The sequence below is a fragment of the Mycobacterium nebraskense genome (genome assembly GCF_002102255.1).
Classification (GTDB): Bacteria; Actinomycetota; Actinomycetes; order Mycobacteriales; family Mycobacteriaceae; genus Mycobacterium; species Mycobacterium nebraskense.
This window is the reverse complement of record NZ_LQPH01000161.1, coordinates 17,313-33,075: the sequence shown is the minus strand read 5'-3', so window position 1 is coordinate 33,075 and position 15,763 is coordinate 17,313. Positions and strand designations below refer to the sequence as shown.

Here is a 15,763-nt window from a genome sequence, read left to right as displayed (position 1 = left end):
GGGACGACGACGAGTCGGTAATTTGGCTGCGAGAGACCCCGAACGGAACGGATCCCTGTTCTAAGCAGATCACTCAGTCATCGGTGATGCCGATTTCTGGAGATTGTTGCTTGGCGTGGGGGCCGCGTTCGCGAAGCCAGGTGGCCTCAAGGTGTCGCTGGTAGGCGGCGTGGATGGTGGCGTGGAGCTGGGCGGCGCGTGCGAGGCTGTCGCGCAGTCGCTCGTCGAGTATGGCTGGGTGCAGGCGCCCTGCCTGGGTGAGCGCGGGGTCGAGGTCGGGCGGGGTCCCGCGGTTGATGACAGCCGACGTTGGGGGCGCGCCGATGGTTGTCGTCCAGGGTAATTCGGTGGCGACGAGTCGCAGGAGCCGCTGGGCAGGCTTGGGTGGCCACGTTTGGCCGGTCGTGTCGAGCAGGACAAGGCCGGACTGGTTGGCCGCGGCGTGTTCGGCGAGGTCGGCGATTATTGCAGGGTCGGCGCTGGCGGCGTCGTCGATGATGATGAGACTGCCGGGGGGTAACGGCGACTGCGACTTTTTGTTGGTGATGGTGGCGTGGGTTTCGGTGATGGTGGCAGCGGTGTCGGCGAGCTCGTTGGTCACGGCGTCCTCGGCTTGTTCGCGAGTAGGGCTGCACCACAGGATCTTTCGTTCGGAGGCTGCAGCCGCGCTGTGCAGGGTGTGCAGGGCGGCGCGGCGCTCGGGCGAGGGTTGGGCGTGCACGACCGTGACGGCGAAGGGCAGCCTTGCGGTGCTGGTGATGGCGGCGGCTATGGCGGGGGAGAGGTCGGCGGCGGCACTGTTGGCAAGGCTGAGGGGGCGGTGCGGTTGGAAGCGGCTGGCGGCTTCGAGCACGCGTAGCTCGATGGCCAGTTGGCCGAGTTGGGCGGTGATGTGCTCGGCCGAACGGGTTTCGGCGGCCGCGAACGCGGCGGCGGCAGCCAGTTCTGCGCGGTCAAGGTCACGGCGCAGCTGGCTGGAGCGCCGGCGGGCGGCCAGCACGGCGCGATCGTCTTCGGATCGTGCTTCGGCGATGACGTTGTCGACGTCGTCACCGCTGATGACGCGGTCCGCGCCGCCGGCGGCCTTTGCACGCGCCGCGAGTGCTTCGCGAAGCGCAGCCTGATAGCGCTCGGCGGGCGCAGTGTCGGGGAGTGCCATGAGTCGCAGTTGGACATCGAGTTTGGCCGAGGCGATGTCAAGTGGGTCGACGTCAGGTTGAGCCTGCAGCTCGTCGAGCTGGTTGCGCGCCCAGTCGACATGGCTTAGCGCTGTCTCGTATTCGGCTTCGGCGTCGGCCCATTCGGCGGTCACGTCGTGAACGGCGATCAAGTAGGGGCGGTCGGCGTCGGCGCGCTGGCGCAGTTCGCGGATGCGCGGGGTGGCTTGGCGCATTGCCGGTCCGTCACCAATTGCGGCGCGGGCATGCAGGGCCTGATGGTCGGCCAGCGCCTGCTGGTATTGGGTCCGCAAGCTGGTGAGGTCAAGCAGAGCGGCCGGCAGTGGCGGGGGTGCCACGCGGTGGCGGGGGAGGTCGTCGAAGTCCAGGCCGGCGAGTTCGTCGGCGGTCTCAAGCGGGGTGTTGGTCGGGTCGGGCTCAACGAGTTCGGGGTGCCACGGTTGCGTAGACAGGTCGGTGGCAGGCATGTCAATCCTGGTTGCGTGGGGGTCGGGGGGAAGTTGTTCTTCTTCCTCGGGGTGCAGTGGGGGTTGTTCGGGTAGCGGGTGGTCGGCGTGGTCGTGGTGGCCGCCGATCAGGTCGACGGTGTAGGTGATGGTGCGGGCGTATTGGTAGGCGGGGATGGTGTGGTCGGGGTCGACGTCGGCCAGGTGCTCGGCGGCGACGTGAAGAAGGTCGGCGGGGGTCCAGCGGGTGGGGTCGGCGGCATTGACAGCTGAGACGAGGCCGGGCCAGGCGGGATCGGCGACGATGGATTGCGCGGTTGCTGACCCAAAGACGTTGTGCAAGTCAGCGATCCAGGCAGGGCGCAGGCCGGTGTGGGGGGCATCGACGGTGGCCGCGGGCGTGAGTTCGGCGGCAAGACGCCACCACAGCGCGGCGGCGGGCAGCTCGTCGGGGAGCGGACGTTGGATGGCGGCCGCGCGAACGAGGCCGGGCAGGTCGGGCCGGCTGGTGGCGGCTTGGGCGAGGTGGGCGGCCAGTTGGGGCCAGTACCCGTCGGCGCGGATGCGCGGATCGATGGAGTCGATCAGCTGCTCAAAGCGGCGAGCATGCGGGCTTTGGGTGCGCACCACCGCTTGAGCCCGGTTTTCGAGGAGTTTTTGGATGGTGCGGGCGCGCACGGCGTATTGGGGTGGGCCGAGCAGGGTGGTGTCTTCGGCAACCACGTTGTGGGCGGCGCGGAAGACCGCGATTTCGGCGGCGAGTTGGGGGTTGGCGGCCAGCACGGGTTTGGCCCAGGCCGGCGCGGTCGCCGGTGTCCATTGGTGGGTGACGGTTTCACGGATCTGGTCTGCCAGCTCGGCAACCAGCACGGCGCGACCGGTCAGGCAGTTCTCCCATGCGGGGTCGTTGGCCAGCAAAGTGGGAGTGGCGGGCAGCCAGCGCAGCGGCCCGATACCGGCAGAGTGTCCGCCGGTGGGGTCGATGCGCCAGTCGAGCACCGCGGCGGGATCGTGGGCACTGAAAAGCTCGCCTACGCTGGCGGCCTCGGTCAGTGTGGCGAACGGGTCGCGCCCGTCGGCGCCGATGATCGCCAAGTGTTTGCAGAGCACTGGCCATGCTTCGGCGCGGGTCAACCCTGGATAGAGCTGATCGGCGGTGATGTGCAGTTGGGCCAGCAGGGCCGGGGAAGCCAGGGCCTGGGCGGCGTCGCCCAAGGCGTTGTAGTACATCGCCGCGGCCGGGCCCAACCGCACGAAGGGGTCGCGGGCTTCGCGTGCGGCACTGGTGGCCGAGACTTGTGCGCCGTCGCGTGACAGCGTTTTGGTCAGGACATCGACGGCCGTTTCGGGGTGAGTTGCTTTGGGCGACAACACCCGGTGCGGGTCGGATTCCGCGGTGGATAGATAGATGTGGTTTTCGATGCGGCCGCGAGTTAATGCCACGTAGAGCAGTTGGCGAGTGAGACTCCCGGCACCGACGATGTGGCAGGCGTGTCCGGCGGTGAGTCCTTGTGCGGAGTCAATGGTTGCCGCATAGCCGAGGGTGACGTGCTTTATGACGTAGTGGGCGGGGAGGCGCACTGTTTGGCCGCTGCCGAGGTGGCGGGCTTTGATGCTGCCGTTTCGGTGGATTTCCAGGATTTGGAAGCGGTAGCCGTTGCGCACGTAATCGGTGGGGCTCAAGCGCAGCCGGCGGGCATTGCGGCGGGTGCGAATAAGGTCGCCGGGAGAGGCGGCAAGCCGATCAGAAAGGGTGATTTCGTGGCCGCGCCGTGTTGCCGGGTCAGCCGCGGCGAGGCGATCGAGTCGGGCTCGGGCGTTGAGGGTATCGACGATGGCGTTGGTGGGTGCTAACAGGAGGGAATCGCGGCCCGCGTCGAGGTCGGCGGCCCACGCGGTGTAGGCCATGTCGGCGGCGGTCTGATCGGCACCGACGTGCACACGCTGGTGGTCGATGTAAAACCCGAGTCCAGAGGGGTCTCCTCTGCGGATCGCCAGGGTCGCTGCGCTTTCGGCGGTGGAGCCAAAGCGAACCAACTGAGACAGCGTCAGTGAATCGGTCTTGTGGGCGATGTTGCGCAGCACGCCACCGGCTGAGATCGACGCGAGTTGGCAGTCATCACCGACCAGCCGGATGCTGGCGCCACGGGCTAAGGCGTGGGTGATCACCGCATCAAGTTCGAGCGTTCCGGCTTTGCCGGCCTCGTCGATGATGATGAGCGTGTCGCGTCCGACGTTGGTGAACCATGGCGGTGGGGCAGAGCGACTCGACCCGCTGGCCGGGTCGGCCGACCAGACGTATTTGGCGATGGTGTCGGTCGGGGCCGACAGATCCTCGCCCAGTTCGATGGCTGCCGCCGCGGTGGGGGCTAAGCCGACGATGGTCGCGCCCGAGGAGCGCCACGCATGCGACAGCGCGGCCATCGCCGTGGTCTTCCCGGTACCGGCCGGGGCCAGCGCCAACGCCACTCGGCGCCCGCTGCTTGCCATTTCCCGGACCAGTGCGACCTGGCCCTCGTTGAGTTGCTTATCGCGTGCGGCCGAGTCTGCCAGCGCCAGCTCGATATCGATGTCCTCGACCGTGCGCCCGCCGCGTCGGAGGGCGGCAGCAACGATGCGTCGCTCAGCGGCCAGCAGCTCCTGAGAGGTGTAGGTAGCGCTGCCGTGGCGGCTATGCACGCTGGTTCCATCGCGGCGACGCAGCTGCGCAGGTTCTCCCATTTCACCGTCGTCGATATCGATGTGCTGAACCGACAGCGGCTCGGCCAAAGCAGTCTCGGTGATCTTGTCGGCCAGCGTCTCGTCGGCGGCGTGCCCGCTGCCACGAACGAGGCGCTGCGCCTCGGCGAACACGTGGTGGCGTTGCCAGGTCGCGCGGGACCGGGCAACCGTGGCGATGACTTGGGCAGCGCGCGCGGTGATCCAGTCGTCATCGACAGCATCGATTTGGGGCGCCGGCGCGGACAAGACGGTGCCCAGCATCGCGGTCAGCTCCCGCACAGCGCCGAGCACCTCGATCGCTTGGCCGCGCCACATGTGGCGCTGCTCGGCGAATGATCGGGGTTCGTGTTTGGCTTCGCGGGTCTCTAGGGTCGCTTGTTGAGCCAACGCGATGGTTTCCACGTGGGTCGGCTCGCGGCCGTGGGCGGCTTGAAACTGCTTGGCCAGATCGGCGGTGCGGGCTTCGATGGCCAGCCGCCGCGACGACCACGCGGCCATCAGCTCGACTGAGATTCCCACGATTTCACGCACCGGCCTCTTGCCGCGGCCCTCGCCGACCACATCAGCGAACCGCAGCTGCAGTCGCTGTCCAAGGTGGGCTTCCAGGCGCGTGTTGTACAGCTCGGAGGCGGCCACGGTGAACTGGTGCACAGGCTGCCCGTCAAGCGCCAGCCAACGCAACACACCGTCAGGGCCCACCGTGGCGACCTTGTTGGAGATCGCGACATGGGTGTGCAGATCAGGATCGCCAGCGCGTGAATCGCGGTGGGTGAACGCCGCCCCGAGCAGCCCGGTGGTGTCGACCTGGGCGACACCACCCTTACCTGAACGGGTAAATGCGGCGTGAGTTTCTAGCCACGCCAGCGCATCACCGACCGCTACGTCGTGACATTCCTCTACCACTGTTGCGACGGCGCGCGGTGCGATCGCCCACAGCGTCGACACTGACTTCACGGGCGAAAACGTCAAGTCGTAGCCGGCGACCGCGGTCGTGCGCGCGCGAGTTTCCCGCGCGATAAACCCACTGAGTTCGCGATCGTCGGCGGGCGCGCGCTTGTACTGCTCAGCGAACATTCGGCGCGCGACAACGGTGCGGATCGCGGCGCGCGTGGGCGCGGCGATGGGCGCGTTCCAGTGCAGGCCGGCTTCTTCGTTGTGATCGCGGTAGGCCACTGCCAGGGCGCGCACAAAGGTGGTTTCGCTGTCGCGGATATGGAACTTGCGGCCCAGTTTGGCGGCTTCGGCGGCCGCGAGGCCGCGCACGCCGCATTCGGCGACATACTTGGTGATCGCATCGGCGTTGGGGTGCAAGCCTTCCCCGAACAGGGCCTTCATTTGGGCCTCGGTGACCGGCGAATCAACCGGTACGGCCCAAACTTTCGCGAGGTCTTCGGGGGGCACCGGACGTGCCCTTGTCGAGGACAGCGATGCCAGACCCGATCCCACCCATCGGCCCGGAGATTCGCCTTTGGTCGAGTAGTAGTCGATCAGCGGGGCCCGGCCGCGCGCGGTGGTGTCGACAGCAGCGACTTGCCGGATCAGGTACTGGTAACCGTCTCCGGCGGTGAGCTTGTGGCTAGTCATCGTCACTGCAGTGCAATCCCTTTCGAGGCGCACGTTAGAGACGACACCGCAGATCTGTCCTACACAGATCAGGCGGTTCTTAGGAAACTGTGACCTTAATGCAAGAGGTGTGTGGTGTCTGGGGTGGTTCAGAACGGTTGATGCCGGTGGTCATTGGTGTGTGGTGCATGAGGGTGGGATCGGCTTATGTTGTGGGACTGGGGGATCGGGAAACATTGGTGGTGGACAAATGTGGACGCACTGATGTTGGTCAGTGTGGTAGAGCGGGACAGCCGGTTCGTCGTATGGTGCGGCGATGGGAACGATCAACTCGAAATCAGCGGCGCGTAGGCGGGTTCGCGAGGCGCAGCTTAGAGCGAACGAGGCACGCGTGGAGTGCGAGCGGCAAAACGTCGATGACGCGGCGTCGTTACTCGTTGAGCTGGGTCGCCTGGCGGCCGTGGAGGAGTGGGAGGCAACTCGCATCCTCGAGATTCGGGCAGAGGCAGAGCGGCGTCGGCACACGCACCGCCAGGCCGGCGGCATCGCGGTGGCTCGAATGCAGGGTCGCGGCGAATCACTCGCGGCGATAGCGGAATTGGCTGGGGTCAAAGTCGGTAGCGTTCGGATGATGTTAAAGGCGGCGAGCGCGCACACTGGCGCGGCGGTGCAAGCACTAGGTGAGGGCAACGGCGCGGCGGCCCCTGGCGCGGCGCCGTTGGCACTAGGTGCGAACGGCGTTACTGCGCATGACGATGGCGCGGCGGCGCAAGCACTAGGTGCGAATGGCGCTGCGGCGCATGACGAAGGTGTCGGTGGCCGGGTTTAGCGTGGGCGCGTGCGTGTTCATCTGGGGATGCCGCTGTGGGTCGATCCTGTTGTGCACGCCGACGAATGCCGGCGCTTTGACTCCGACGTGGTGCAAGGACCCGGCGCTGACGACTGCGATTTTTTCACGGGGGCTATCGGTAAAGACGGATATGGCCGGTTCTTCATTTACCGTGGGGGTAAAGGGATTTGCGTGCGGCCGCACCGGTACGCGCTGGCGCGTCGACTCAGTGTGCTCCTTCAGCCAGACGAGTTGGGCCTGCACGAGTGCGATAGCCCGCTGTGCGTGAAAGTCTGTGCGGCCGAGGCGACATTCCAGCATGTGGTAATCGGCACTCAGAGTGAAAATATGCGACGAATGGCCCGGATGCGGCGCGGAGGAGGCCGCAGGTCGATTCCCAGTGATGGGTTATGGGCTCGGCGGGAGCGCTCGGTCGCGTTGCACACGGTGTTGCGGGAACGCGGCTGGGATCGGGCCGCAGTGGAGGCGGCGCGCCTCGGTGATATGCCGATGTTGTGGTGAGGGTGTAAGCACTGTTGGTGATTTAGCCGGCGAGTACTGCCGGTCGTGCTGCGCTGCTGTGGGAACGGGGTGGATGCGATCCAGCCGATAGACGGCGGTATGCATCGCCCAGTAGACGGCGACGATGTTGGCCCCGGGTATCACGCTGGCTAAGACGGGCCCGCACGTCGGCCGGATTGCTTCACCGTATGCGGCTGCGGCGCACTGCTCGGGGCTGGGAAGAACCCTGGCCGGGGCGCTGTGGGCGGTGTGAGGCGACGCTTGGCGCCAACAGGGTGCTTGTCGGACTAGTTCAGTGCACTTGCGGGTCGATGCACCGTACTCACTTCTGCCGCAGGACGAGCGGAATTGCATCTGCTGCAACATAATTGCTCGGTTGAGAGCGAGTATAGCGCCCAGTAAAGCGCGTCCCGCGGACATCGGATCACACCTCAGAAAGGGTGCTGTCTCGACACTTACGTCTGGCGCATCATTGTCGCATCTAGTACAACAGGATGGTGGGCGTCGAGTTGCCGGGGTCAGCAGCGCTGTCGCTGGTGTCGAAAGTGCTTCCGTTGGATCCAGAAGCCACGGTCTTCACCGCGATGCTGTCTGGCTGGGCTGATCAGCAGCGAGCCCGGGTGTGCAAGCCACCGACGGTGCAGGCGCGGGCGAGCGTGGTGCGCCGTTTCGCCGAGTTCACCGGGACGTATCCCTGGCAGTGGCAAGCAGATGACGCGGATGCGTTTTTCTCCCAACTGCTTTCCGGTGCGGAGCCAAAAGCTGACTCGACGGTACGGGGATACCAAAACGCATTGCGGTTGTTCGGCGACTTCGTTACTGACACGCGATATGGATGGGCGTCTTTGTGCGCTGAGCGGTTCGGGCAGGCCCCGGCACAGATCCTGCATGACTGGAACACCGTGCGTCACGTCAACGAGTTTGAGGGGCGGCCGGGACGGCGCCCGCTGAGCTATGACGAGGTTCAAGAGCTCTTCGATGCCGCCGATGGCTTGGTAGATCAGGCGCGACTTCGCCACCGCAAGGGAGCGTTGTCAGCGTTGCGGGACTCGACGCTGCTGAAGACCGTCTACGCGTATGGGCTGCTCTCCGGGGCTCAACCAGATGCAGCGGCGTGATTCTCTGAGTTTGTGCAGTTCAGAAGCTGATGTTGGGATGCTATCTGCTGCAACAGGTGTGGTGCAAGTCGACTCGCGGTTTCAGCGGGGCCGGCCTGGCGCGTTGAGTCGGGCCATGAGTTCGCGGTTGGTAGCGCGGGCGGCGGCGAGGTCTTCGTCGCGTTCGTCGAGTTGTTGTTGTTGGTCGAGGACCTGCTGTTCGAGATGGGTGATCCGTTGGTGGAGTGCATCGATGTCGGTTGGGGCGTCGAGCCCGGACTCGCGCCATGTTTGTTCGCCGAGTGCTTGGGAGAGCCGCTGCTCGAGTTGGCGGATGCGGGCGTTGAGCCGGGCGGCGCGTTCGTGGGCGGCGAGCAGGTCGGCCTGCAGTGAGGCTTGGGTGACCGTGGGGCCGGTGTGTTCGTCGGGGACTGGATCTGTTTGCAGCGCATGGATTTTCTCGAGTAGGTCGCGGTACCGATAGAGGAATGTGCGGTCGACTCCGGCCGCACGAGCGATCGCGGCCGCGCTGAGCCGGTCGCCGGCGGCTGCGGCTTGGTCGATCGCGGCCAGCACGCGCCGGCGTCGGCGCATCGAGTCGCCGCGACGGCCGTCGAGCATCGATCGGGTGCGTGTGCTCGACGAGACAGATTGTGCGCGTGTGTGATTCGACGTGGTGTCGGTGGTTGTGGTCATGCGGTGGCCTCCGAAGCGGGGGTTGCTGGTGCGGGTGGGGTGGCGGCGAGGGTGGGCATGCCGAGCGGGACCGTGTGGGCCGCACGATGACGACGCACGATGGCGACCGCGTCGTTGATCTGCGCTCGCTCCGTGTCGTCGAGTTCGGCGATGTCGCCTTTGATCCTGTTGATCAGTCGCCGGATTCGGGTGATCTCCTCCTCGGTGGGGGTGGCGTCGGCGCGGGCCCATTCGTCCACTCCGTCGATGGTGGCGGCCAGCCGTTCGCGGGTGCGCAGCAGGTCGTCCAGGTATGCCTGCAGGTCGGGCAGGAAGGCGATGTTGGTGCGGAAGTGATCGCAGCCGACGCAGCGGAATCGGATCGGGCAGGCACCGCCGCCGGCCTTGACGTTGGTTGGTTCGGTGCAGGTGCCGTCGGGGACGGCGACCTCGCCGATGGCGTGGCGGGCGCGCTCGGAGTCCAGCAGGGCGTGTGCGTCACGCCAGATCCGGTTGCCGTGCCGGTCGAAGCTGAGCGTGGTGACCGTGTCGACGGCGTCGCGGCGGCGGTCCTCGCCGATGCGGTAGTAGCGGCGGGTCACCGAATAGCTTCGGTGATCGAGCAGTTCGGCCAGGACGTCGATCGGGATGCCGGCGTCGGCGTGGCGTTGGGCGTAGGAATGGCTTGTCTCCGCAGTGGCTGTGTGCGGTCGGGTTCGTGTTGCGTTTGACGTGGCCGATTCTCGGCGTGGAGTTCGTGACGCTGATCGCCGTTCGTGTGGCGATAACGCGAAACCGATTGTGATGGACGTCACTGCCGGGTCGGTCAGCATGGTCCCATTACCCTCTGCTGGTATTTCGGGCGATTCGACGCGAGGCGGGTGATGCCTGCCGCCGGGTCGTTGGCCGTGCGGAGCCGAAGGATCTCGTCGTGCTGGGCAGCGATCCGGGCCAGGGCCTGGCTTCGGAAGTTGGTGAGCTCCTGGATTGTCGAGTTGACGTGGGCGAGGTTGTTTTTCAGCTTCTCGACCTCCGTCTTGAGGCGTTCGATCTGTGCGGTTTTCGGGTCCGGGGTTTCTCCGGCCTGCTGAAGCTGCTGGAGGCGGTGCTCGAATTCGGCGCGTAGGTGTGCGTAGGGCCGGGTGCCGTAGAAGGCGGTGCGGTCGACCCCGGCTGATAGTGCGAGGGTCTTGATATCGCAGTTGCCGCCGGGTGAGATCTCGCCGCGCAGAAGCCGGTCCATGGCGGCGCGGATGCGGTTCTCGTTGTGGATGCGTTGGGCGGCAGTGATTCTCATGCCTGTTCCTCGGGTGCGCTGGTTCCTGTGGCAGTGTCGATGCTGGTGATGACCTGGACGGCGCGGTCGTAGTCGGCCTGCAGACGAGCGCGTTCGGCGGTTCGGGTTTTGCCGAGTTGGCCGAGGAAGGTTTTGGTGCGTTCGGCGTGCTCGGCCCAGACGGGCCGGTGGTGCTGGTGGTGGGTGGCCTGCGGGCAGCGTGCGGAGTCACACATGCCGATCATCGGCCGGTCCGCGGTCAGGGTGCCTGCAAGTTTCAGGCAGAGCGCGCGGGAGGGGTCGGTGAACCAGCAGTAGTTCGCTGGGCCGAGGTGCAGCGCCGTGGCGCGTTTGGACAGCAGGTTGAGGATGTCGCGGTCGTTGCGCTGGATCTTCGGCGCCGCAGTGGCTTTGGTGTTCGGGTCGGTGTCGATGGTGGCGAAGAATTCGGTCAGGCTGCGGGCGCCGGGTCCGGCGGGCAGGATGCCTTGCTGGTAGTTGCGGAACTCGGCCAGCACGAGCTTGAGTATGTGGTCGGCCTCGAGCTTGTTGACCTCGGCCAGCAACTCTGCTTGAGCGCCGCCCGGTCGAGCCGCGTAGCCTTCCGTTGTCGCCGCGGCGATATGTTTGAGGTGCAGTTTTGCGGCGAGGACACCGCCAGGCCGGTAAGCCATCTCCAGGGCAACCGTTCTTCTGAGCATACGCAGTGCTACTGGTTCGTCGGGGATCGGGACGAGTCCGAGACGGGCTCCGGCCGGGGAATTCACCCAGGCGCGGAACCAGAGGTAGCGGACTCGGAAGCTGAACCGGGACAGCAGGAGAACACCGTCACGCGGGTCGTCGTGGAGCTGCTCGATGAGTTCGATCGCGCGGTGGACCGGTTCGATGACGACCCATTCGTCGTCGGTGCCGCCGAGGCCCTGACCTTTGATGATTTTGCTGGCGATGCGATAGCACTTCAGGCCGGAGATCGGTTCCTCGACCCGGCGGCAGCCGACCCGCAGTTCCATCAGCTCACTGGCCCGCATTCCGGACGCGCCAGCCAGGACAACGATCGCTGCGGTGCGGGCGATGCCGACCATGGCGACCGCTTCGGACCGGTGCACTGGCAGTGTCCAAGGCAGCAAGGTCGCACCATCGGCGGCCGGGACTTCGGCGGCGTTGCGGCCGAAGATCTTCTCGACTCCGACGGTGTTGAGGGTGTCGATCAGCGGTTTGCGCAGTGTGGGCATCCATTTCGCCCAGAACTGGACGTATCCGGCCTGCCGCGCCAGGGTCCCGGTGGAGACCGGCAGCAGCGGGTCGTTCGCGTCCCAGCCAGCCTTGAGTCTGCGGTTGACGTCGTGTTCTTCGAGCATCGGCAGCGGTGTGTCGGTCGCCCTGTGGTCGGCCAGCAGCATCGTGATGTCGCTGACCATCGCCGGGGAGCCGTGACGAAGCCCGGGGGCTCCGGTAGCCCAGACACGGTCGATCTTGCGGATCTGCTCGTTCAGCTCGACAACGTGCGGGCCGAGGATCTGCACCAGGTGCAGGGCCGCGGCCAGCATCGGCTGCAGCACTTCGGCAGGAACGGCAGGTGTCTTGTTTCCGTCGCGACCAGAAGGCATTTCGGCGACCGCGGATGCTGTTGCGCCGCCCCAGGGGCGCAGATCGGCCGGAACCCGGTCGGCGGTGAACAGGTCACGGTAGTCGACCAGATCGACGATCATCTGCGCGGCTGCGCGCCGGACGCCTGGGCTCTGCTCGCCAACGATGACGCCGTCGGGGTCGATCACGTAGCGTCGGAACGCCAGGTATTCCTCGCAGAGGTGGGTGTCGAGCTCGGTGAGGGCAGTGATGCCCCGCTGATCGAGCCAGCCGAAGAACTTGCCGGCCTCGTAGAGGCGGCTGTAGCAGCTGGTCAGATGCAGTGGGGTGCGGTAGGCGCGTGGCAGACGGACCACGGCATTGTGATTCGGGGCCAGCAGCGCCAGGATCAGCTCCTTGGCGACCAGCCGCCAGCGGGTGTCGGTGATGGTGGTGAAGTCGAATCGGCGTCGGTAAAGGGCCATTTGGACCGGGAGCCCGACCACGTCGGTGAAATCCCACAGGTCGTCGTCGAATACCGGTCGTGGCGTGCCGCCCGGCAGCGTGAGCCCGGCGTCGCGGCAGATGTCCGCGCCGGTGAACGGCGACCGTGGTTGAACGCCGGGTGCTGCGGTCGCGATTGTGCTCGTCATGCGGTGCGTTCCTCTGGGCGCAAGGGGATTTCGTCGTCGCTGTCGGTGACGCGTGCGGCTGCGACAGCGAGTTCGGCGGGGTCGAAGCGGTCGAGGATCTGGTCGATCCGGGCGGCGTAGGGGCCGAAGACGGTCATGAAGTGGGCGGCGGGCATCTGCTGCCACTGGCGCGAGAAGAATGCCTTGAGCCGCAGCAGGTTCACTGCGTGCCGCGGAGCGAACACCGCCAGCGGGCAGAGCAGGCAGACCCAGGGACGTGCCGGGCATGGTTTGCCTGCCGGCCCGTGTAACCCGGCCAGCTGATCGGCGCAGGCTGCGGTGAACACATCCCGCGCGCCACCGACCAGCTCGGCGAGCACGCCTTCGTCGAGCTTCATCACCGCCAGCAGCTGCGGGTAACCCTCGGCGAGCGCCGCCGCGTCTTCCTCGGTGATCACGGCCGGAGGGTGCGCGCGGCGGAGGATGTCGTGCTGGGCGTCGGCGATGATCGTCTCGACGGCGTGGCGTTGACCGGGAGTCGTCGCCGACAGGTAGTGGTCACCCTCGACCGCGGGCGTGTGGTTCGGGTCGATCGTGGCGCGCGCATTCCCGGTCCAGGACTTCTTGTCCCGCATCGCGTGATGGGTGGTGCGGATGCGGGACCGGTGCAGTTTCATCGGCTGACCGTCGTCGCCGACGATGCCATGGCGGCGCATCCACCGGCCAATCGCGGACCGGTTCACGTCATCGAGGCGGCGGGAGTAGCCGGGCTGGCTCATCCCCAACCACAGCGTGGTGCGCTCGTCCGGCGGCACGAAGCTGCGCAACAGCGCCGAGTGCGCCAGCCACTGCTCGAGCAACCGCACCGCCGGCCGCGGCAACGTCGCGCTCTCGGCGGCGGTGCGCCGTTTGATATAGGACAGCAGAACAGTCGAATCCCCGGCCCAGTCGATGTCCCCGATGTCCAAGTCGGCGATGCCGTCGGGGACGATGCCGGAATAGATCCCGAACAGCAGCCGGTAGGCGATCACGACCTCGAGATGCGGGAACATCGCCAGCGCAGCCTCGTGGAAGACAGCGATGACTCCTCGATGACGGAAAACGTTGATGGACATGCCAATTTCCTCAGCAGCTTCGCTGCTGCCAAGCGGGCCGAGTGTCGACAACAGCCAGCAGAAGTTCTGATGAGTCCACGCACCCGTGCCCGGATGCCGCCCTCCGGCGGCGGACGCCAGCGCGCGCCGATGTGCCGCGTAGGAGTCGTCGACCTGCTGTCGGCAGGCCATGGTCAGCCGCTGCCATGCGCCCTCGGAATAGGGCGGCAACGGGCGCCGATTGCGCTGAATGTTGAAGTGCCGCCCTGCGGCCAGCTCCAGCACCCCCTCGCCGAGACGGCCGCCGGATCGCGCATAACCTTCCACCAAGTACCGAGTCAGCGCCTCCAGCCAGTTCGGGCCCGCCATCCAGAACTGCGCCAGCTGTCCGCGCCGCAGATCGCCGACACCGCCGGTGAAACCCTGATCAGAAAGTGTTCGCACCATCCTGTGCAACCCACGCACGTACTGGTCGACGGTGCCAGCAGTATCGACGCTGCCGTGAGGATGGATCAGCTCCACCAACCCGGTGGCCAGATCACGCACCAACCCGGGGTTCGGCAACCCCGTGAGATCGAATGCAGCTCTGCTGCCGTCGCTGAACACGCAGGCCAAACGCAGCGGATCATCGAGCACCGTCGTCGGCATCACAGCTCCTCTTCGGTGTCGTCGTCGAACTCGGCGTCGGCTTCCCGCTGTGCGGCGGTATCCTCGGTGAGTCCCGCTGCGGCTCCGGCGGTTTCGTAGGCTTGCCGGTAAATCCGCGTCGTATCAAGACGTTTCAGGTATTTCTCGGTCGTCAGAACCGTGGAATGCCCGAGCAAATCGCGCAGCACCAGCAGCGGGTCGGCCTTGGTCAGGTAGAACACCAGCGCTGCGTCGGCGTCGGTGTCGCATACCAGCTTCGCTGCCTGTCGGTAATAGCCGGTCACCAGATATTCCAGCGTCTGCATCGAGAACGAGTGGCGGAGTCGGTGCGGGTGGACGTGCGGGAACCGTGGTTCGAACCGTGCGCGGATCCGGTCGGAGGTGCGTTCGAACACCGTCGCCCACGCCGTGAACGGGCCACCATCACCCTTCACCGCTAGCAGGCACGACCCGCCCTCGGGTGCCACCAGCCGCCGTCGCTCGGCCGGGGTGAGCGACTCCCAGGACCGGCGGACGCCGTTGATCCGGCCGCCACGGGCGTCCGGTTCGGTGACCTGCAGCGGTTCGCCCCGGCGTCGTGGTGGCCGCCAGGCCGATCCGTCGGTGACGGCAGCGCGGTCGAGCTGCAGGTAGTCGTGCAGCCCGGCCAAGGCGTCGTAGGAGATCCAGGTGGTTCTGAACTTGCGGCCCTTGGTGATTCCCGCAGGCACCGGAAACGGGATCGGGATCACCGTCGGCGCCGGCGGCAGAGCCGGGATTTCCCACGGCAGCAGATGTGTGAACTCGCCCAGCCGCAACCCGGTCGCCAGCGCGAGGTCCCCGATCGCGGCGTTGCGGGTCATCTCCCGGCCCGCGAACCCGGTGTCGCGGGTGCCATCCGGCGCCAAACCGCGCAACCCCTTCCGGAACAGGTCGGTGAAGTCCGGCTCCAAATACTTGATGGTCACATGCGGTTTCGGGGTGCGGCGCACCGCCAAGTTCACCCGGACATCGCGGCCGGTGCCGGCGAAGACCGCTCGCGCGGATCGGTAGGTGAACGGCTCCGCCTCGGCGTATCCCTCGTCCATCGCCCACCGGTAGAACAGCGACAGGATGCTCATGTGCTGCGCCCACGTGGTCGCCGCGAATCTCGCCCGGATTGCTCCGGCGGCGCGGTGCTCGGCGTATCGGCTCAGCCCTGCCTTGAGCCGGTCTCGCGAATCGAACAGGCCCACACCGTGTTCGGCGAGGAATTCCGTCCATTCCTTGACCGCCCGCGCGTAGTTCTCCCACGAACTCGGCGCCGGAGCCCCGCTGGCCGGAAGCAGCCGCAACCACCGATTGATCACCGTCGTCGGCCGCGGCACGGCCGGGCCGTCCTCGAACAGCAAGTCGTCATCGATCAGCACCGGCATCCCCTCTGGGATCACCGGCCGGTGCTCGACACCCCAGGACTGCCAGCCCTGCGACGAGAAAAAGCTCAAGATCACGACTGGAGACCATACAAACACCACACGGCCTCACCAAAGCAGAAACG

At 66.5% G+C, this 15,763-nt stretch carries 10 protein-coding genes; 2 read left to right on the top strand and 8 right to left on the bottom strand.

Annotation, left to right across the window (positions count from 1 at the left end; genetic code table 11):
* Positions 1 to 73: 73 nt before the first annotated feature.
* Together mobF and AWC17_RS33130 are read right to left on the bottom strand one after the other, a co-directional pair.
* Positions 74 to 5,929 (bottom strand): MobF family relaxase, encoded by a 5,856-nt coding sequence (mobF, locus tag AWC17_RS24605; RefSeq protein WP_046182041.1) that lies wholly within the window; start codon positions 5,927 to 5,929, stop codon positions 74 to 76.
* Between the two features lie 754 nt (positions 5,930 to 6,683).
* Complete coding sequence (locus tag AWC17_RS33130; RefSeq protein ID WP_156174104.1) at positions 6,684 to 7,001, bottom strand: hypothetical protein; 318 nt, start codon at positions 6,999 to 7,001, stop codon at positions 6,684 to 6,686.
* Positions 7,002 to 7,383: 382 nt separating this feature from the next.
* Between AWC17_RS33130 and AWC17_RS33900 the strand changes: the two genes are divergently transcribed.
* Complete coding sequence (locus tag AWC17_RS33900) at positions 7,384 to 7,512, top strand: hypothetical protein (protein ID WP_256380170.1); 129 nt, start codon at positions 7,384 to 7,386, stop codon at positions 7,510 to 7,512.
* A 241-nt stretch (positions 7,513 to 7,753) separates the two neighbouring features.
* On the top strand, positions 7,754 to 8,377 hold the full coding sequence (locus tag AWC17_RS24590; protein ID WP_007172181.1) for a hypothetical protein: 624 nt from the start codon (positions 7,754 to 7,756) through the stop codon (positions 8,375 to 8,377).
* An 81-nt stretch (positions 8,378 to 8,458) separates the two neighbouring features.
* On the opposite strand, the gene AWC17_RS24585 is transcribed toward AWC17_RS24590, so the two are convergent.
* Genes AWC17_RS24585 through AWC17_RS24555 form a run of 6 tightly spaced genes read right to left on the bottom strand, consistent with a single transcriptional unit; the run spans position 8,459 to position 15,716 of the window.
* Positions 8,459 to 9,052 carry a hypothetical protein gene (locus tag AWC17_RS24585; protein WP_007172182.1) on the bottom strand — a complete coding sequence of 198 codons (594 nt, stop codon included), beginning with the start codon at positions 9,050 to 9,052 and terminating at the stop codon, positions 8,459 to 8,461.
* Positions 9,049 to 9,864 (bottom strand): transposase, encoded by an 816-nt coding sequence (locus tag AWC17_RS24580; protein ID WP_231588340.1) that lies wholly within the window; start codon positions 9,862 to 9,864, stop codon positions 9,049 to 9,051. Before AWC17_RS24580 ends, AWC17_RS24585 begins: the two co-directional genes overlap by 4 nt.
* Positions 9,858 to 10,328 carry a hypothetical protein gene (locus AWC17_RS24570; RefSeq protein ID WP_007172184.1) on the bottom strand — a complete coding sequence of 157 codons (471 nt, stop codon included), beginning with the start codon at positions 10,326 to 10,328 and terminating at the stop codon, positions 9,858 to 9,860. The genes AWC17_RS24580 and AWC17_RS24570 overlap by 7 nt, the downstream gene beginning before the upstream one ends.
* The gene (locus AWC17_RS24565) at positions 10,325 to 12,526 is read right to left on the bottom strand and encodes a site-specific integrase (RefSeq protein ID WP_007172185.1); all 2,202 of its coding nucleotides are present in this window, start codon (positions 12,524 to 12,526) and stop codon (positions 10,325 to 10,327) included. The genes AWC17_RS24570 and AWC17_RS24565 overlap by 4 nt, the downstream gene beginning before the upstream one ends.
* Positions 12,523 to 14,247 (bottom strand): hypothetical protein, encoded by a 1,725-nt coding sequence (locus AWC17_RS24560; RefSeq protein WP_007172186.1) that lies wholly within the window; start codon positions 14,245 to 14,247, stop codon positions 12,523 to 12,525. The genes AWC17_RS24565 and AWC17_RS24560 overlap by 4 nt, the downstream gene beginning before the upstream one ends.
* Positions 14,247 to 15,716 (bottom strand): tyrosine-type recombinase/integrase, encoded by a 1,470-nt coding sequence (locus tag AWC17_RS24555; protein WP_162839945.1) that lies wholly within the window; start codon positions 15,714 to 15,716, stop codon positions 14,247 to 14,249. The genes AWC17_RS24560 and AWC17_RS24555 overlap by 1 nt, the downstream gene beginning before the upstream one ends.
* Positions 15,717 to 15,763: the final 47 nt, after the last annotated feature.